This window comes from Asticcacaulis sp., assembly GCF_027484505.1.
Lineage (GTDB): Bacteria > Pseudomonadota > Alphaproteobacteria > Caulobacterales > Caulobacteraceae > Asticcacaulis.
The window spans coordinates 22,924-40,074 of record NZ_JAIXSV010000221.1; the positions used below are offsets into that span (position 1 = coordinate 22,924).

Annotated in this window: 16 protein-coding genes and 1 pseudogene; 7 read left to right on the forward strand and 10 right to left on the reverse strand. The window is 63.3% G+C overall.

All coding sequences use genetic code 11. From position 1 onward, the window contains the following. Positions 1-85: 85 nt before the first annotated feature. Genes Q0072_RS13270 through Q0072_RS13280 form a run of 3 tightly spaced genes read right to left on the reverse strand, consistent with a single transcriptional unit; the run spans position 86 to position 1,429 of the window. A complete protein-coding gene (locus Q0072_RS13270; protein ID WP_298330977.1) occupies positions 86-700 on the reverse strand; it encodes a two-component system response regulator in 615 nt (204 codons plus the stop codon). 10 nt (positions 701-710) lie between these two features. Beyond that, positions 711-1,082, reverse strand: coding sequence for a hypothetical protein (locus Q0072_RS13275; RefSeq protein WP_298330979.1), 372 nt, complete (start codon positions 1,080-1,082; stop codon positions 711-713). Further along, entirely contained in the window at positions 1,073-1,429 is a 357-nt protein-coding gene (locus Q0072_RS13280; protein ID WP_298330981.1) for a hypothetical protein, read from the reverse strand. Before Q0072_RS13280 ends, Q0072_RS13275 begins: the two co-directional genes overlap by 10 nt. 27 nt (positions 1,430-1,456) lie before the next feature. Here Q0072_RS13280 and Q0072_RS13285 point away from each other — a divergent pair. Both Q0072_RS13285 and Q0072_RS21950 read left to right on the forward strand, forming a co-directional pair. Then, positions 1,457-2,059, forward strand: a pseudogene (locus Q0072_RS13285) (ATP-binding protein); the annotation flags it as partial. Positions 2,060-2,108: 49 nt separating this feature from the next. Further along, positions 2,109-2,294 (forward strand): EAL domain-containing protein, encoded by a 186-nt coding sequence (locus Q0072_RS21950; RefSeq protein WP_366941812.1) that lies wholly within the window; start codon positions 2,109-2,111, stop codon positions 2,292-2,294. A gap of 24 nt (positions 2,295-2,318) precedes the next feature. On the opposite strand, the gene Q0072_RS13290 is transcribed toward Q0072_RS21950, so the two are convergent. Continuing rightward, positions 2,319-3,038, reverse strand: a complete 720-nt coding sequence (locus Q0072_RS13290; protein ID WP_298330985.1) for an energy transducer TonB — start codon at positions 3,036-3,038, stop codon at positions 2,319-2,321. Positions 3,039-3,046: 8 nt separating this feature from the next. After that, positions 3,047-5,137, reverse strand: coding sequence for a TonB-dependent receptor (locus Q0072_RS13295; protein WP_298330986.1), 2,091 nt, complete (start codon positions 5,135-5,137; stop codon positions 3,047-3,049). A gap of 178 nt (positions 5,138-5,315) precedes the next feature. Here Q0072_RS13295 and Q0072_RS13300 point away from each other — a divergent pair, with 178 nt between their 5' ends. Next, a complete protein-coding gene (locus tag Q0072_RS13300; protein ID WP_298330987.1) occupies positions 5,316-6,125 on the forward strand; it encodes a DUF4198 domain-containing protein in 810 nt (269 codons plus the stop codon). 22 nt (positions 6,126-6,147) lie between these two features. Then, positions 6,148-6,636, forward strand: a complete 489-nt coding sequence (locus Q0072_RS13305) for a hypothetical protein (protein ID WP_298330990.1) — start codon at positions 6,148-6,150, stop codon at positions 6,634-6,636. Positions 6,637-6,679: 43 nt separating this feature from the next. On the opposite strand, the gene Q0072_RS13310 is transcribed toward Q0072_RS13305, so the two are convergent. Further along, positions 6,680-7,441: a LytTR family DNA-binding domain-containing protein gene (locus Q0072_RS13310; RefSeq protein ID WP_298330992.1), complete on the reverse strand. Its 762-nt coding sequence runs from the start codon at positions 7,439-7,441 to the stop codon at positions 6,680-6,682. Positions 7,442-7,602: 161 nt separating this feature from the next. Here Q0072_RS13310 and Q0072_RS13315 point away from each other — a divergent pair, with 161 nt between their 5' ends. Then, positions 7,603-8,580, forward strand: coding sequence for a prolyl oligopeptidase family serine peptidase (locus tag Q0072_RS13315; protein WP_298330994.1), 978 nt, complete (start codon positions 7,603-7,605; stop codon positions 8,578-8,580). On the opposite strand, the gene Q0072_RS13320 is transcribed toward Q0072_RS13315, so the two are convergent. The 4 genes from Q0072_RS13320 to Q0072_RS13335 are packed head-to-tail and all read right to left on the reverse strand — an operon-like array spanning position 8,561 to position 14,213. After that, positions 8,561-10,183 (reverse strand): glycoside hydrolase family 43 protein, encoded by a 1,623-nt coding sequence (locus tag Q0072_RS13320; protein WP_298330996.1) that lies wholly within the window; start codon positions 10,181-10,183, stop codon positions 8,561-8,563. The two genes, Q0072_RS13315 and Q0072_RS13320, sit on opposite strands and share 20 nt — an antisense overlap. Further along, a complete protein-coding gene (locus Q0072_RS13325; protein ID WP_298331008.1) occupies positions 10,180-11,445 on the reverse strand; it encodes an MFS transporter in 1,266 nt (421 codons plus the stop codon). Before Q0072_RS13325 ends, Q0072_RS13320 begins: the two co-directional genes overlap by 4 nt. Then, positions 11,445-13,094 carry a glycoside hydrolase family 43 protein gene (locus tag Q0072_RS13330; RefSeq protein WP_298330998.1) on the reverse strand — a complete coding sequence of 550 codons (1,650 nt, stop codon included), beginning with the start codon at positions 13,092-13,094 and terminating at the stop codon, positions 11,445-11,447. The genes Q0072_RS13325 and Q0072_RS13330 overlap by 1 nt, the downstream gene beginning before the upstream one ends. Before the next feature lie 9 nt (positions 13,095-13,103). After that, positions 13,104-14,213 (reverse strand): endo-1,4-beta-xylanase, encoded by a 1,110-nt coding sequence (locus Q0072_RS13335; protein ID WP_298331000.1) that lies wholly within the window; start codon positions 14,211-14,213, stop codon positions 13,104-13,106. A 200-nt stretch (positions 14,214-14,413) separates the two neighbouring features. Here Q0072_RS13335 and Q0072_RS13340 point away from each other — a divergent pair, with 200 nt between their 5' ends. Both Q0072_RS13340 and Q0072_RS13345 read left to right on the forward strand, forming a co-directional pair. Beyond that, entirely contained in the window at positions 14,414-16,558 is a 2,145-nt protein-coding gene (locus Q0072_RS13340; RefSeq protein WP_298331002.1) for a glycoside hydrolase 43 family protein, read from the forward strand. 24 nt (positions 16,559-16,582) lie between these two features. Beyond that, on the forward strand, positions 16,583-17,128 hold the full coding sequence (locus tag Q0072_RS13345; RefSeq protein WP_298331004.1) for a molybdenum cofactor guanylyltransferase: 546 nt from the start codon (positions 16,583-16,585) through the stop codon (positions 17,126-17,128). The last annotated feature ends 23 nt before the right edge of the window (positions 17,129-17,151 follow it).

Sequence of the window (17,151 nt, forward strand, 5' to 3'; positions counted from 1 at the left end):
CCCGGCACTTACGGCTCGGCACCCGCGCTTACTAAAGGCGTTTACGGCGCGGCGAAGGTGAGCGACCGCTGGCTTCCGTTCGGTATCAGGGCAGGCGGGCGGCCTGAGTAAGGGCTTCACACAGGCGGACAATACGTTCGGCCTCCGTCTGGGCTTCAGTAAGCTCGACCTCTTCCGGGCGCGCCAGCATGGCTTTGAGTGCCTGACCTGACTGTTCCAGATTCGCCAGCGCCAGCGTCACCGCTTCGTCGCGCAAACGGTTGTGATCCTGAAGGGTGCGCAGGGTTTGTCGCACCGCCGCTTCTTCGCGCGCACTTTTCAGAACGTAGGACAACTGATGCGACACCAGCCGCCAGTTCAGCGGCTTGATGACAAACGACGTCGCGCCATTGGCAAAGGCCTTGTCCACCGCGACCATGTCCTCGTGCCCCGTCGCCACCACAACCGGCACATGCCGATGGACCGGATCGGCGCGCATGAGCCCCAGAAGCTCAAAACCATCCATGCGCGGCATGTCGAGATCAAGCAGCACGATGTCATAGGTACTGCGGCCCATCCTGGTCCAGGCCTCGGCGCCGTCTTCGGCCACCTCAACGCTGACCTCTGGCGTCGCCAGATGTGTCAGAGCAAATTCCCGCAGGATAGGGTCGTCATCGACCACCAGAACGCGCGCCGCTTCGAAGGTGACAAAATAGCTCATGGCGGCTCCCTCATTGCGTCAACGCCGGCATGGAGCGGTTCGGCCCGACGCCTTCGGGGACGGGCACGCCGGAACCGGCATAGTTTTTGTTGATGACTAGTATCGGGTCCTTGCGCAGGGTGACGGTGCGCGCCACGATCACGCTCCACGCCGAATCCTGTGCCACGCGACCCGCGGTTTCGAGCTCAAGTGTCGCATTGGGGATATAGATGGTCCCCAGAAGCTGGCTGACGCGATCAGATTTAATCGTAAAGGTTTCCGTATTGTCGCGCGACGTCGCCATCAGGAAGCCGGCGAAGCGGCCCGATTTGCGCGCCGTCAGGCGCACCTCGCCCTTATCGGCAATATCAATCTTGTCGCCGCCGCCAAAGATTAGCACCACGTCGTCCCCGGTAGCTGGGCCATATTCGACATCTGAACCTTGGACATAAAATAATGTTCACCGGGCAGGAGGTGGACGCGGCCGGAGCCGCCGATGGTCAGCAGTCCGCAATGCACCCCCGGCGGCAGGGTAACCGACTGCGTGTTCAACACATTAACCTGAAGCGGCAAACCGATATAGGTATAGGGCGGTTTCAGGTCCAGCGTGGTGAAGGGGTCGCCAATGGTCATGGCCCCCTCGCCCGCCTGGGGTCGCGTGATACCGGTGACCTTGCCTGCCGTCTGGCCCGCGACAACGCCAACGCCGCCAATGCCGCGAAATCCGAGTTTCTGGCGACCATGAGCCATGAAATCCGCACGCCGATGAACGGGGTGATGGTGATGGCTGAACTGCTGGCCAGCGAGCCCTTGCCGCCCAAGGCGCGCCGTCACGCCGACACCATTGTGCGTTCCGGGCGCAATTTGCTTTCGGTTATCAACGACATTCTCGACTTCTCCAAGATCGAGGCCGGGCGCATGGACGTCGAAATCAGCGAAGTCGATGTGGTGGACCTGATCGACGAGGTGGTGGCCCTGTTCCACGACCGGGCGCGCGACAAGGGGCTGGAACTGGTGGCTTTTGTGCATCCGGACGCGCCGCGCCTGGTGCCCGCCGATACGGTGCGGCTGGGGCAGGTCATCGCCAATCTGGTCTCCAACGCCGTTAAATTTACCGAACGCGGACGTGTGAAGCTGAAACTGTTGCCCGACCGTCATCCTGACCACTGGCGGCTGGTGGTCAGCGATACCGGCATCGGCATTGTGGCGGACAAGCTAGACAGCGTGTTCGGTGCCTTCACGCAGGAAGACCAGACCACGACGCGGCGCTTCGGCGGCACGGGGCTGGGCCTGTCGATCGCCAAACGGCTGGTCGAGGCCATGCACGGGGCCATCGCCGTCAGCAGCGAACAGGGCAAGGGGACGTCATTCCATGTGCGGCTGCCGCGTCAGGCAGACGCCCCGACCGCCGCCCCGCCGCGCCTTCGGGATGCAGGTGGTGGCCGAAGGGGTCGAAACCCCCAGACAGCATCAACACCTCAAGGCCGCCGGCGTGCACGCCATGCAGGGCTACCTCTTCTCTCGCCCATTGCGCATAGACGCCCTGATCGCGCGTCTGTCGCCTGCACCTTTAGGGGAGTCACCGCCGCGACCGGGGTATTCGGCGTCCTCCTGACGTCCTTTCGCCCCAAACATCTTCTCAATCGGCAAGACTGAAGCGCGTCGTAAAGCTCAGAGACAAGACTTCACCCGCCACTGAATCCGGTGGGCGTGGCAGGGGCTGGGCGTCGGCCAGCATGGTCAGTGCGGCGCGGTCAATGTCCGCTGAGCCCGATCCGCGCTCGATCCGCGACGTCAGGACCCGCCCTTGGCGATCCATCTGAAAGCTGAGGACGACTTCGCCTTCGATGCGACGGCGTTTGGCGTGCGGCGGGTAGATTTTGAACTGTTCGATATGGTGGCGAAGACGGGCGGCATAGGCCGCTGGGGGCTGGCCTTGCCCCGCGCTCTGACGCGGCGCACCGGCTGCTGGAGGGGGGGCGCTAGGGGCCGCAACCGCAGGCGCGCCCGCCGACGGCGTGGCTGCGACGGGCTCCGTCCGACCCGAGGGCGAGGCCGCCTGCGCCGAGGGCGACACTTCGACCTGTGCCGGCGAAGACGACGGCTGTGGCGTCGAAACCGCTGTGTGCACAGGCTTTTCAGAAGGTTTGATATCCGCAGAGGCGGACGCCTGTATCTCTGCCGTAGGCGGTGCCGTCTTCGCCACGGACGGGCGCCTCTCCAGTGACACCTCGAACGCCGGCATTTCGACCGGGGGGGGCGTCGGCTTAGGCGCCAACCCCGCCACGGCCAGCAGGAAGCCCCCGTTCACCAGAACGGAGGCCCCCACAGCCAGACTTTTTTGACTATGGCTCGTCACCGATGGCCTCAGAACGTCCGGGCGAGGCTCAGGCGGAAGGTCTGACCCGCAGCGGGCAGATAGCTGAGGTGCGGCTGATAATAGGTGTCGAAGATATTGTCCCAGTTCAGACGCGCTTCGATCCCGGCCAGCGGGCCGGACACCGGGCGATAGGTGGCAAACAGGTTATGCACCGTGTAGGATTTGCTGGTGGCCGAAATAGCTCCGGTGGTGGCGTTATAGCTGTACTGTTTGTCGGCGATATCGCCTTTCCAGCCGAGCGTTACCCCCTGTTCCGGAAAGACCCAGCCCGCCGTCAGGTTCAGTTGTTCCGCCGGGATGGTGTTAAACGCGATATTGGTCAGCTTATTATAGCCGTTGACGGTGGACCACGCCGCGCGCCCGAAGACGCGGCGTGAGGCGTATTCGGCCTCAAGCTCAGCCCCTTCGTAGCGCGCTTCGCCGACATTGGTGTAGGCCGAAGCCGTGGTCGAGGTGCGGGTGACCAGGTTCTTGATGTCGTTCTGGAACACGGTCAGTTTGAGGTTCAGACCGTCACCTTTGGAGAACAGACCGCGCTTCGAATAGCTGGCCCCCACTTCGCGGTTTTCCGACTCTTCTGGCTTAAGGTTGAGGCTGATGGTCTGGGCCGCACCGCGCGTATAGATTTCGTCCAGCACGGGCAGGCGCTCGGTATGCGACAGCGAACCGAACAGTTTGACCTGATCCGTCACCGCATAGAGCACCGCCAGCTTGGGCGAGGTGGCGTCCAGTTCGACTGAGGACGGTACGCCGGTCGTGCCCACCACATAGGTGCCCGCCCCCGGCTTCAGCTTCGACTTGTCATACCGCAGACCCGGAATAAGGGTCAGCTTCTCGCCGATCAGGATTTCGTCCTGCACGTACAGGCTGACGCGGTTCATATCTCCTTCGGGGTGGGTGGTCGCCCCGTTGGTCAGGCTACCCGTCGCACTATAACGCGGGTTGCGGCGCTCCTGATGATAGGTCTGCACGCCAACGGTCAGGAAGTGCTCGACGGGACCGGTGGTAAAGGTCGAGACGTTCTCCACCTTCGCCTGCACGGTCTTGTAGCTGTACTGCGACGTAAAACCGAGCGCGGTGGGCGAAAACTGGTTGTCGCGCTGATCGGTCTTCGATTCATCGAAGGCGATCTGCGCCTTCAGGTCCAGCCAGTCATTGCCGTCAAAGGCGTTGTCGTAACCGATCACATAGTTGGTGTCGTCGGTCTTGCGGCGCACCTGGCTGGTCGTAAAGGCCGCCTGCTGATCATAGATCTGCCACGAATCGTCGCTCCACTTCTGCGCCGAGGCCCAGACGCTGTGTTTGCGGTCGCCGCCAATATAGTAGCGGCTCTTGAGCAGAACCGACTCGCCCGCCGCCTGCGACGGGTTGACGATCTTGCCATTGCCATCGGTGTAGTTGCCGAAGTCGCGCTTGTTGGCAACCAGCAGGACGTCGAGGTTCTGCACCGGCTTGGCCGCCAGAGTCGCCGACAGCAGCGTGCCCTCGCTGTTGCTGTCGTAGCCGCCTTTCAGACGCACCGCGAAACGATCATCACCCCTGAGAAAATCCGACGCGTCCTTGGTGGTGAAGTTGACCGTTCCGGCCAGCGCGCCGGAGCCATAGACGGTCGAAGAGGACGGCCCGCGCAGCACCTCAACGCGCTTATACAGCTCGGTATCGGTGAACAGGCTGCCCATGCGATAGCCCTCAAAAAACTTGGTGACGCCATCGACCGTGAAGACCACGCGGCTGTCCGATTCCGACAGGGCGGTGCCCATGCCGCGGATGTTCAGCCCCTGCCCCAGCGATGAAACGCCCCCGGCCGCATCGACCCCGGCCACGCCTTCCAGCAGTTCGCCCACCGTACCGGCCTGCGCGTTTTCAAGGTCTTCCTGATCGAGCACCGTCACCGATTGCGGCGTATCGGTGGCGACCTTTTCCTTGCCTGCCGAGACAACGATGCGCCCCAGCGACAACTGAGTGGTGGCGTCGGTTGTCTTGTCCGCCTCCTGCGCCAGCACCGGCGCGGCAGACAGAATCAGGGCGTTGAGCGCCAGTGCGCTGACGGCCGGCAGACGGTATGATTTGAGTGACATCCCCATACTTCCTTTCAAAAAAATCGGCTGAGATTCGTCATGGGCTCCATGCCCATTATTGCGAATAATTCTCATTGACTCGCCGACTACACCCTGGCGCGACACCGCGTCAAGCCACTTGCAAATAATAATGATTCTCATTATTGGATTTATGTCTTTCGAGCCACAGAGCTCATTTATGGGATCACACGACATGACCGCCTATCGCTTTATCGGCATTACCCCTTTGCTTTTCTTTGGTTTATTGACTTCTCCCGCCATGGCGCATTCGCCCTATCTCAAGCCCGCGGCCTTTACGGTCCCGGCACCGCGCGACCACGTAACGGTCGAAGCCGCCTTCTCGGACGGCGATCTGCGCCCCGACGTGGCCATGAAGTCGGACGCCTTCCACATCATCGCCCCGGACGGGACCGACACCCCCCTCCCCCCGGCGGCGACGCTGAAAGACGCGGTATTCCTCGAAGCGCCACTGAAGGCCGAAGGCACCTATCTGATCTCGTCCGGCGTGCGTAAGGGCCGCGTGGCCAGGGGCGTCATCCGCGACGGTGAGGTGCACTTTCTCGAAGGCCCCAATGCCGCCCGATCCGGTGAAACCGTCATCGACGTGCAAAGCCTGACCCGCGCCGATGTCTATGTGACGCATGGCCGCCCCAGCCGTCCCGATTTCCGCAGCGACGGCGTCGAACTCTTCCCCGTAACCGCGCCCTATGACGCCTATGCCGGCGAACCCTTTACCGTGCGCGTGCGTGAAAACGGTAAGGGCCTGTCGGGTCAAAGCGTCACGATTATCACTGACGGCCAGACCTATGCCACGCCCAAGGTCGGGGAACAGACGCTACGGTCCAATGAGGCGGGCGAGGTCACCTTCACGCCGAAGACCGCCGGCCTCTACCTCCTTCAGGTGCGCGTGCGCCGCCCCGCTGAGGGGCAGGCAAACCTGTGGCTCAGCCACACCGCCACCCTCACCCTCGAAGTCCTCCCCCAATAACCTGTTCTATAAGGATACCCAGATGAAAAAGTCTCTTTTTATTGTCGCACTTCTGACGGTCTCGGCCCCGGCATGGGCCGCCTCACACTCCACTTCGACCTTTATCGAGGAACAGGACCTCAATGGCGACGGCAAGGTGTCGCTTGAGGAATTCAAGGCCGGTCGCGCCATCGAATTTCGCAAGGCCGACTTCAATGAGGACGGAGTCTTGAGCGAAGCCGAATATATCGGCGAATACGAAGGCCGCCTGATGGCCAGACTCAGCCGCATCGGCGACCCCGAAAAGCGCCTTGAGGAACAACAGCGCCAGATGCGTCAGGCCAAGGTGCGTTTCGGCGTCCTCGACACTGACAAAAACGGCACCATCAGTCAGGCGGAACACCTGGCTTCGGGTCTGCGCATGTTCGACCTGCATGACCGCAACACGGACGGGGTGGTGGATCACAAGGATGTGGTTCTGGCCGAAGACGCCGCCAAAAGCGGCAAGACGGGCGAGTTTGTGAATCCATAGGCAGTGCCCGGCGAAGAGGGGCTTATCGGCGATAGGCCCTTACTCACCCGCCGGCAGGTTCAAGCCAGCCGGCCTGACGCAGGTGCACCACCGCCGAGCGGGCGACCGGCGCGGTGAGGCCATTGGTCAGGTGCAAACGCATGGCGCGCGGCGTGCCTTCGATGGTTTTCACCGCATGACGCGCCACCCACCATGAACGGTGCGTCCGCAGCCCTTCGGTCTCCAGCTGGGCAATCGCCTGATGCAGGGGCATCAGCATCAGTTGCGCGCCTGTGGGCGTGTGGACGCGGACATAGTGGTCTTCCATCTGAAGGGCCAGCACGTCTTTGGGCAGGGCGGCGGGCGGCTCCGTCTCTGCGAGAACGGGGCGCGAGGCCGCACGGCGCTGAAGCGCCCACACCACGGCAAACATCAGCCCGCCGATCAGCAAGGTCTGACCGTACCACAGGACCGGCGACAGGTCGAAGCGATGCAGCTCCGGCCACAGCCAGAAGGCCGCCGTGCGCGTCAGAAACGCCTGCAACACGCTGACGAGCCCAAGGGCGACGGCCAGCAAACTGAGGCTTTTTATTCCGCCTCCGGGGGCGACACGCTTGACCGCCCGCAAGGTGCCCCCGAACAGCGCCGCCCCCACCAGCATCGACACGACCCAATAGGCGATCCGCTTTTCCAGACCCGTATTCAGATAGCTGCCGAACGGCCCCAGCACCCCCAGTATCAGCCCGGCGACACTGGCCACGGCGGCCCATTGCGCGACGGGATTACGGCTCAGGCGGATCAAACGGGTGGAAAGCGATGTCGGCATTGGGCCTCGGATCAGGGCGGTTTGGCGCACTATAGCCGCCTGCGCCACGCACCGCCAGAGTGCCCAATCGCCGGACCGCGAACCCGTTTGCCCATTGGCGAATGACGGCTTTACGCGCTGCATAAGGCGGTTAGAGCGGACGGATCAAACGGAGGTTTCTCATGCGCTGTCGCCTATTCTTCGCTCTCTTCAGTCTGTTCGCGGCCCTTGGTGTGGTCGCCCATGCTGAGGCCCCGACCGACACCCCGCAGGTCGGGTTCCGCAAGACCATCACGGCTGAGGGCGTTGAGGTCGGCATATGGTTTCCCGCCGCCGGCACGCCCGCCCGCCAAAGGCTGGGGCTTTATAGCCATGAGGTCGTGGCCAATGCCACGCCCCTGCCCGGCAAGTATCCGTTGATCGTCATGTCGCACGGCACGGGCGGAAGCTTTTCCGGTCACGTCGATACGGCCGTGGCTCTGGCGAAAGCGGGCTTCGTCGTGGCGGCGCTCACTCACCTGGGCGACAACTGGCAGGACAACAGCCGCGCCACGCAGATCGAAGACCGCCCAAAGGCGCTCAGCCAGCTCATCACCTATATGCTGAACGACGCGCCGGAGCGTGGCGTCATCGACCCGCAACGCATCGGCGCCTTCGGCTTTTCGGCAGGCGGCTTTACCGTTCTGGCCGCTGCCGGGGGGCGTCCGGACTTTGCGCGCCTGATCCCCCATTGTCAGGCGCATCCGGCCTATTTCGATTGTCAGATGATCGCCAGCCACCCGCGCCCGACAACCGCCATTCCCGCCCCCTCAATGCCCTCCGATACGCGCCTCAAGGCGCTGGTCGTGGCGGCCCCGGCGCTGGGTTTCACCTTTACTGAGGGCCTGAAGGACCTAAGCCTCCCCGTGCAATTGTGGCGCGCCGATGCCGATGAGATTCTGCCCGCGCCCGACTATGCCGATGCCGTGCGTCAGGCCCTGCCGCAGCCGGCGGAGTTTCACGCGGTCCCCAATGCCGGGCACTTCGATTTCCTCGCCCCGTGCGTGGACGTCAATCTGGCCCCGCACATCTGTAAGAGCCGGGCGGGCTTTGATCGCGCCGCCTTCCACGACGCCTTTAATGCCGAGGTGGTGCGCTTTTTCAGCCAATCTCTGCGATAAAGTCGCGTTCCCGATAATCGAACGTGGCGAAATCGGCGGGTAGCCCTTCGCCCGACGTGTCCTGACAGGCCATGCCGACAAAGGCCCCGGTAAAGTTCGGGGCCCCCGGCACTGTGGCTTCGTCCGACAGGAGGCTGGCGTCGAAATGCCCGTCGATCCACGTCCAGTCGGCGTCTGTCGCCAGCCGGAAAGCAAAGCGCAGGCGCTCATAATCGACCTCGGCGCGCAGATGGATCGGGCCATCGGCGACGGGAAAGAGGGCGCTGAAGGCGTCGCTGGTCGTCGAGTCCGGCAGGGCCGACATCACGCGCACGTGCCGCCCGGCCTGTTCGTCGTGGGTGACGTGCAGATAGTGATACTTGCTGCCATTATAGTAGCAGACCAGCCCGGCCGCCTGCTGATAATGGCGCGGCTGATAGTCGAGGACGGTTTCCACCGAATAGCAGAAGGCCTGCTGACGGCGCGCCACCAGCGCCTGCTCGAACAGGCTGCCCAGGGTTTCGCGGCCATAGAGTCGCAGATGTCCAGGCCGGTCGCTGAGGCTGAACAGTCTCTCCGGATAGGGGGAGCGCAGCCACTGGAAGTCTATGGGCAGGTCGGGGCCGTTGAAATCCACCGGGGTAGCCTCAAAAGTCTCCCTGACCGGTTCCGGGCTTTCGGCGATCAGCAGGGGCAGGCCCTGCCCGTCCAGCGTGCGCAGCCAGCCGTCCGCGTCCCAGCGCATCGGCTGGATGGCCGTCTCGCGCCCCAGGACGCAACGCCCGCGATTAGGCAGGGGCCGGCCGCAGAGATAGACCAGCATCGGCGTGCCGTCGCGCGCTTCGACCAGATCGCCATGACCGGCGCGCTGAAGCGGACTGTCCGGGCGCAGGCGACTGGAGAGAATATGCGTTTCGGGGTGCAACTCATACGGCCCGGTGAGGGTCCGCGACCGCGCCATCGTCACCGCGTGGTTCCAGCCCGTGCCGCCCTCCGCCGTGATCAGGTAGTACCAGCCGTCGCGCTTATAGAGGTGCGGGCCTTCGGCCATACCGAGCGACGTGCTTTCGAAAATCACCTGACGCTCACCGGTCAGACCCCGCGCTACCGGGTCATACTCTTGCAGCACGATGCCAGCGAATCGCACCCGGCCCGGCCTGTGATCCCACAGCATGTTGACCAGATATTTGCGCCCGTCATCGTCGTGGAACAGCGACGGATCGAAGCCGCTGCTGTTGAGATAGATGGGGTCGGACCATTCGCCGTCGATGGTGGGACAGGTGACCAGATAGTTGTGGAAATCACGCAAGGACGCGCCGCTGGCTCCGCCGACCGTGGTGCGGCCATAGCGCTTCACATCGGTATAGATCAGGTAAAACAGGCCGTTATCCCAGGTCAGGCACGGGGCCCAGACGCCGCAGCTGTCCGGCGCGCCCCGCATATCGAGCTGCGCCGGACGCCGCAGGGGCCGCGTGATCAGCCGCCAGTGGATCAGGTCGCGCGAATGGTGGATCTGCACGCCCGGATACCACTCAAAGGTCGAGGTGGCGATGTAGTAGTCGTCGCCGACGCGCACGATGGACGGGTCGGGATTAAAGCCCGGCACGATAGGGTTACGGATCACGTTGCGGGCTCCGGTTCAGCCTTCGGTGCACGCACCAGCGTCCACAGCACCACGGCGGCAATCAGGTCGAGCAGACCCAGTATCACAAAGAACGGCTCATAGCCGATGGTGCTGACCAGCGCGCCGATGGCCAGCGAGAACAGCAGCACCCCCAGATTGGCGAAGGTTCCGGCCATGCCGGTCACCGTGCCCACCTCGTTTTTGCGGAACAGGTCCGACGACAGGGTGATCACGGTCACCGACAGGGTCTGGTGCGCGAAGGCCCCCAGACAGAGCAAGCCTATGGCGACGAAGGGGCTTTTGACCCAGCCCACAAACATGATGCCGGTCATCAGCACCGCGCCCAGCGTAAACACCCAGCGACGCGCGTCGATCAGGCCGATGCCGCGCTTTTGCAGCCACAACACCACAGCCGGGCCGAACAGGCAGCCAATATCGGCAAAGACGAAAGGCAGCCACGCAAACAGAGCAATCTCTTTCAGGTCAAAACCGCGCGCCGTCGCCAGATACAGAGGCATCCAGAAGGTCAGCGTCCCCCAGGTCGGGTCGGCCAGAAAACGCGGCAGGGCAATGCCCCAGAAGTTGCGCTGCCCCAGAATCTTCAGCGGCGACGGGCGGGCCGCCGTGGCCTCCAGATGGCGCTCCTGACCGTCGCGGATATAGGTGCGCTCGCCGTCGGAAATGGCCTTATGCTTGTCCGGCGACTGATAGAAGAGGAGCCACAGGACGACCCAGACCAGTGCGATAATGCCGGTAATCACAAAGGCCGCACGCCAGTCGTAATAGAGGATGGCCCACACCACCAAAGGCGGGGCCAGCATCGAGCCGAACGACGCCCCGATATTATAAATGCCGCCCGCCAGACCGCGCTCCTTGGCCGGGAACCATTCGGCGACGACTTTTAAGCCGCCCGGATGCGCCACCCCTTCGGCAAAACCCAGCAGCCCGCGCAGCATGGCCAGCCCCTGCCAGTTGCCAGCGAGACTGTGGGCAATGGTGATAATCCCCCACGCCGTGGCAAACAGGGCAAAGCCGATACGCAGACGGATCAGGTCGAGGATGTAACCGGCGATCGGCTGCATCATGATGCCCAGCTGGAAGGCGCTGGTGATGTAGCTGTATTGCTGCGGCGTCAGGCTCAGTTCCTGCGTCAGGGTGGTGGCGGCGACGCTCAGCGTGCTGCGCGTCAGGTAGTTGATAATGGTGCCCAGCATCACCAGAGCGATGATCCACCAGCGCAGATGCCCGATCCGTTTCAGCATCATTTCGCCTCATAGGCATAGGGCCCGATCAGGGTGCCGACAAAGCCCCCCGCCTTGCGCGTCGAAAGGAAGGTGATATCGACATCGCGGCTCAGGGTGCGTGTCTGACCGTCCGCTGTGTAGTCGGCCGTTAGACGCCCGCCATCAAGGCGCAGGGTCAGGGTGACATCGCGCGCCGTCAGCGGGGCTGCGGCGATCAGCTTGTCCCCGTTAGCATTTTCACGGCTATAGAGCGCGATCTGCGGCTTGCCGTCGATGCGCGTCAGGCCGAAGAACAGCCAGGCGTCATCGTTTTGCATGGCCGCCAGCCCGGCGCGGTCGCCTTCTTTTTCCGGGCTATAGCGGAGCGTGGTGGAGACGGTGGCCACGTGGTGCTGCTGACGGTGAGCGATAAAGGCGGGCGTCCCTTTGAGGTCGCCGAGCGCCGCACCCGCATTGAGCACCAACGCCCCCTTGTCCAGCCGATAGACGGGCGTGTGCGGCGTGCGCACACCGATCCACGACAGGGGCAGGCTCTTACCGTCAAACTCTTCGCTAAAGCCGAAATCGCCGGTAACCGGCTGCGTTGGGGCGGGCTGCGTCGGCAGGTTGGGCTTTTTGCCCGTGAAGGGAATCGCCTTGCCGTCTTCCAAAATGACCGGCCAGCCGTCCTTCCACGTCACGGGCAACAGGAAGGTTTCACGCCCGATATTGTACAGGTCCGGGCCATAGGGCCGCGTGGCGAGGAAGGTCGCCCACCATTCGCCCGTCTGGGTCTGCACCAGCTTGGCATGACCGGCGGAGGTCACGGGGTTTTTGCGCGCCGGGTCCAGCATGCGCTGGCTGAGGATCGGGTTCTTGTCATAGGGGACAAACGGCCCGCGCACGCTTTTGGCGCGCAGCACCACCTGCGAATGCTGATCGCCCGTGCCGCCTTCGGCCGCCGTCAGATAGTAAAAACCGTCCTTGCGCAGGATATGCGGCCCTTCGATCCAGATGGGTTTCTTGCTGATATCGACGCCGCCATTGACGATCTGGGTGCGCTCACCGACCAGTTTCAGCGCCTTGTAATCAAACTCCTGCACCCAGATGGCGCGGTGGCCGTCATAGCGCGGCGTCTCGTTCGGCGCGCCATTATTGACGATATAGGCCTTGCCGTCCGCATCCCAGAAGATCGACGGGTCGATGCCTTCGAAATCGAACCACACCGGGTCCGACCACGGCCCCTTCGGGTCTTTGGCCGTGATGACGAAATTGCCTTTGCAATCCACGCAGGTGTTGACGATGTAGAACAGGCCATCGTGATAGGAGATATCCGGCGCGAAGACCCCGCGCGACACCCTCAGGCCATCAAAATTGAGCTGTTCCGGGCGGCTGATCGCATTGGCGATCTGCGTCCAGTTCACCAGATCCTTTGAATGGAAGATGGGCAGGCCGGGAAAGTGCGCAAAGGACGAGTTGACGAGGTAATAGTCGTCGCCGACGCGCGTCACCGATGGGTCGGGATAATAGCCCGACAGGATGGGGTTGAGATATTCCCCCGACCCTGCCCTGGCCTGCTCCTGAGAGCGGCCCTCATAGGTGAAGCGCTCAAAGCGCGCGGGCTCGGCCACAGCCGGTAAAGACAAGCCCACAGACAGGGCGGCGGAGAGGGCAGCCAGATATCGCATCGTCGTCTCCTATCGTTTCGGGGCGGCCTTCAAGGCGGCGGCAATGGCCTCACGCAGGGGCTTGGGGCGGTACTGGGCGTCATAGGGGGTCGGGCGCTGCGGCGTCTTGTCGGTGCGCGGCGTCCAGCCCTGAAGCCAGCTATGGTTATCGCTCATGCCCCAGCACAGGAACTGATCCAGTTGCTTGTAAGAGAACATCAGGTCGAGATAGTCCTTCGCCGCCGCAGCCACCCCGGCGTCGCGCACGGCGGTGTCGGTCGGCAGGTCCTTGTCATTGACGTCGAATTCGGTGATCAGCAGCTTGTAATCCATGCCCACAGCCGCATCGATAAAGGCGCGCCACTGCTCGTGCTGCGCTTCCCTGATGTGGCCGTCATTGCCGATATGGCTCTGGATGCCGAAGCCATCAATCGGAACGTTTTTCGCCCGCAGGGTTTCCAGCAGTTTGAGCACGCCCTTGCGGTGCGTCTCGTTGCCACGCTCCCACGACATGTAGTCGTTATAGACCAGCTGCGCCTTCGGGGCGTATTCGCGCGCCGCCTCAAAGGCGATCCGGATGCAGTCGAAGCCCAGCGCCTTCGTGAACGGCGTGTCGCGGATGTCGCCGGTTTGAGGGTCGATGGTTTCGTTGACCACGTCCCAGGAAAACACCTGATCGCCGTAATGGGTACAAACGCGTTTGATATAGTCGCGCAGATAGCGTTCGGCCTCGCGCGCCGGGTTGGAGCCAAAGTCGATATTCAGCAGCCACTTCGGCATGAACTCGACCTTGTTCCACAACAGGGTGTGCCCGCGCAGTTTCATGCCGTTGTCGCGCGCAAAGCCGGCAATCGTATCACCGGGCGCGAAGTTATAGCGATCCGGCTGGGTGGCGATGACATAGACCTTGAATTCGTTCTCCGGCACGATCACGCCGCATTCGGTCTTCAGTATGTCCAGATAGGCCGGTTCCAGGGTGCCCGCACTGAGTGCCGAACCGAACAGGATGCCCTTGTCGGCGGCCAGTGCCCGCAGCGAAGGCCCGCTGGCGGCAAAAGCAGGGGCGGAAGCCATCGCCGGCAGGGCGGCAGCGCTCAGGCCCGCCAGCACGTGGCGGCGTGTCGGAAGAGGATTAGGCATGGGTATCCCTGCACGAAGCTTGCTTTTATGTTAACGCTAACAAATCACGGTTTCGTCGCCTCTGTCAATCGGCGGATTGGGTCACGTTTTGGTTTTTGCGGACACGATCAAGCGCCCGCGCAAGGGAGAGGCGAAGCGCGATTGACCGGATAACCCAGACAATTATAGTGCGCCGAAACACGGATAACAGGAAACGCCTCATGCCCGCCCGCCCCCTGCCCGGCCTTGCGCTGACGGCGCTGTTCGCTCTTTTCAGCCTGTCTGCGGCGGCGCAGACCCCGCCCGCTCAGGTCCTGCCCAAACCCACGGCAGCGACAACCTGGACGCCGGACAATGGCAATGGCACCTTCACCAACCCGTTGTTTAATGACGAATTTTCCGATCCGGACATTATCCGTGTCGGTGACGACTACTACATGACGGGCACCACCATGCACACCATGCCCGGCCTGCCGGTGCTGCATTCGAAGGATCTGGTGAACTGGCGGCTGCTGGGCTACGCGCTGGACCGTCTGGACATGGGGCCGGAATACCGCTTCGAAGGCGGCAAGGACGCCTATGGGGCCGGCATCTGGGCCCCGGCGCTGCGTTATCACAACGGCACCTTCTACATCTTCTCCAATATCAACGGTTACGGGATACAGGTGTTCACGGCGACCAATCCCGCCGGGCCGTGGACGCATAAATCGCTGAACAGTAAGATTCACGACCTGTCGGTGCTGTTCGACGACGATGGTAAGATCTACGCCGTCTATAGCTATGACGAGGTGCGGCTGGTCGAACTGAAACCCGATCTCAGTGGCGTCGTGGAAGGTAGCGAACGGGTGATCATCCCGGCCGGTAACGCCATGGGCGAAGGCCACCATTTCTACAAGATCAAGGGCAGGTACTACATCATCAGCGCCAACTACGCGCCGGTCGGGCGGATGCAGGCGGCACGCGCCGACAGCCCCTTCGGCCCCTATGAGACGGTGACGATTAGCGCGCGGGAGACCATGGGTACGCAGTTCGGCTGGCGCACCCAAGGCATTGGCCGCAGCCTGCCCGCCCCCGGCGACAAAATCAGCGTTTCGCCGCCCCCGCCGGGCGGCAATGCCTTTGGGGCCGATCCCTTGCATCAGGGCGGGCTGGTCGAACTGCCCAATGGCGACTGGTGGGGCTTTTCGATGATGGATGTGAAGTCGATGGGGCGCACCACCTTCCTGTCGCCCGTCACCTGGCAGGACGGCTGGCCCTATTTCGGCCTGCCCGGCAATCTGGGGCGCAGCGCGCGCACCTGGCTGAAACCCGCCACGGGAGCCTCCGTCGCCCCGACGCCGACCTATCAGCGCAATGACGACTTCTCCGGCCCGAAGCCCCAAGCCATCTGGCAATGGAACCACGTGCCGGACGACACAAAATGGTCGTTGTCGGAACGGCGCGGCTATCTGCGCCTGCACAGCCTGCCCGCCCCGCACTTCCTGCTGGCGCGCAACAGCCTGACCCAGCGCGTGATCGGGCCGGAATCGACGGCGACGACGACGCTGGATGCCAAAGGGCTGAAAGACGGCGATGTGGCCGGTCTGGGCCTGCTCAACATCCCCTACTACTGGCTGGGCGTGGTGCGCGACGGTCAGGCCTATCGCCTGCGTTTCTACGATCAACTGGCCAACAAAACCATCGAGGCGGCCCTGCCGGGACCGCGCGTGCAGTTGCGCGTCAGCGGCAATTACGACAGCGAACTGTCGCAGTTCAGCTATTCCATCGACGGCCAGACCTTCACGCCCATCGGCGGTGAGGTACGCACCGCCTATCAGTTGCGCACCTTTCAGGGGGTGCGCTTCGCCCTGTTTGCCTTTAACGAAAAAGGCATGTTGGGCGGGCAGGCGGATTTCGACGATTTCCGCGTCGATGAGCCTTTGGCCGACCGCTCGCAGAACCTCCCGACAGGCAAGATCGTGACCATCCGCAACGTCGCCAATGATCAGCCGATGTGGGCCAATCCGCACGGTATGCTGCACTTCGCCGCCAACGGCTCGAAAGAGGCCGCCGGCCCCGGCGCGCGCTTCCGCGTCCACGATCGCGGGCAGGGGCGCGTGGCGCTGGAGGCCATGGACGGCAGCGGCTTCCTGACCGTTGTCGGGCTGGGTCTGTCGTCGGACGTGCGGCTGATGAAGACGGAAACGCCGGACAGCCTGTTCCAGTGGCAGGACATGCTGCGCAAACAGTTCATGCTGATGTCGCTGCGCACGCACCGCTATCTCGGCCTTGACGTGCGCACCGGTGAGCCCTACGCCGCCGACTGGCCCGGTGCCGATCCCGACCGCAAGGACGGCACGGTGCTGGTGTGGGAAGAGGTGAATTAGAGAAACGTTTTGAGGTCAGACCACATGTCCCTTGCCGGTATTGTTCTTTGTGGGGGGAAATCGCGCCGTATGGGCGTGGACAAGGCCGGCCTGATTTTCGAGGGCCGGACGTGGCTGGAGGTCGCCGCCAACACCCTGACGGCGGCGGGGGCAGCGCATATCCTCTACAGCGGACGGCCTGACCTGCCCGGTGGGCTGGCCGATCCTGTCGTGGACAGCGGCCCGGCGGGCGGCGTACTGGCGGCCCTGACACAGGTCGGCGCGGATGTGGATCAGGTCCTGTGTGTGCCCGTCGATATGCCCGAACTGTCGCCCGACACCCTGCGTCTGCTGGCCGCGCACAAGGGGATAGGCGCCTGCTTTGAAGGGCAGCCCCTGCCCTTTGCCCTGCGCCTGAACCCGGCGGTCCTTACGGCTGCCAAAGAGTGTGTGACCACCGCCGCGCGCCCGCCATCGTTGCGCGCCCTGCTGCGGCAGGTGGGCTGCGTCGAACTCCCGGTCCCGCCGGGTCTGACCTTGCGCAACCTCAATACGCCGCAGGACGTCGCCTCCCTCAAGCCCCGCGCCTGAACACATTCCCTATCGCGCCTTTA

Coding starts and splice junctions, on each gene's coding strand:
- Q0072_RS13270 (WP_298330977.1), bottom strand. CDS start 700: ATGAGCTATTTTGTCACCTTCGAAGCGGCGCGCGTTCTGGTGGTCGAT.
- Q0072_RS13280 (WP_298330981.1), bottom strand. CDS start 1,429: ATGGCTCATGGTCGCCAGAAACTCGGATTTCGCGGCATTGGCGGCGTT.
- Q0072_RS21950 (WP_366941812.1), top strand. CDS start 2,109: ATGCAGGTGGTGGCCGAAGGGGTCGAAACCCCCAGACAGCATCAACAC.
- Q0072_RS13295 (WP_298330986.1), bottom strand. CDS start 5,137: ATGTCACTCAAATCATACCGTCTGCCGGCCGTCAGCGCACTGGCGCTC.
- Q0072_RS13300 (WP_298330987.1), top strand. CDS start 5,316: ATGGGATCACACGACATGACCGCCTATCGCTTTATCGGCATTACCCCT.
- Q0072_RS13305 (WP_298330990.1), top strand. CDS start 6,148: ATGAAAAAGTCTCTTTTTATTGTCGCACTTCTGACGGTCTCGGCCCCG.
- Q0072_RS13310 (WP_298330992.1), bottom strand. CDS start 7,441: ATGCCGACATCGCTTTCCACCCGTTTGATCCGCCTGAGCCGTAATCCC.
- Q0072_RS13315 (WP_298330994.1), top strand. CDS start 7,603: ATGCGCTGTCGCCTATTCTTCGCTCTCTTCAGTCTGTTCGCGGCCCTT.
- Q0072_RS13325 (WP_298331008.1), bottom strand. CDS start 11,445: ATGCTGAAACGGATCGGGCATCTGCGCTGGTGGATCATCGCTCTGGTG.
- Q0072_RS13330 (WP_298330998.1), bottom strand. CDS start 13,094: ATGCGATATCTGGCTGCCCTCTCCGCCGCCCTGTCTGTGGGCTTGTCT.
- Q0072_RS13335 (WP_298331000.1), bottom strand. CDS start 14,213: ATGCCTAATCCTCTTCCGACACGCCGCCACGTGCTGGCGGGCCTGAGC.
- Q0072_RS13340 (WP_298331002.1), top strand. CDS start 14,414: ATGCCCGCCCGCCCCCTGCCCGGCCTTGCGCTGACGGCGCTGTTCGCT.
- Q0072_RS13345 (WP_298331004.1), top strand. CDS start 16,583: ATGTCCCTTGCCGGTATTGTTCTTTGTGGGGGGAAATCGCGCCGTATG.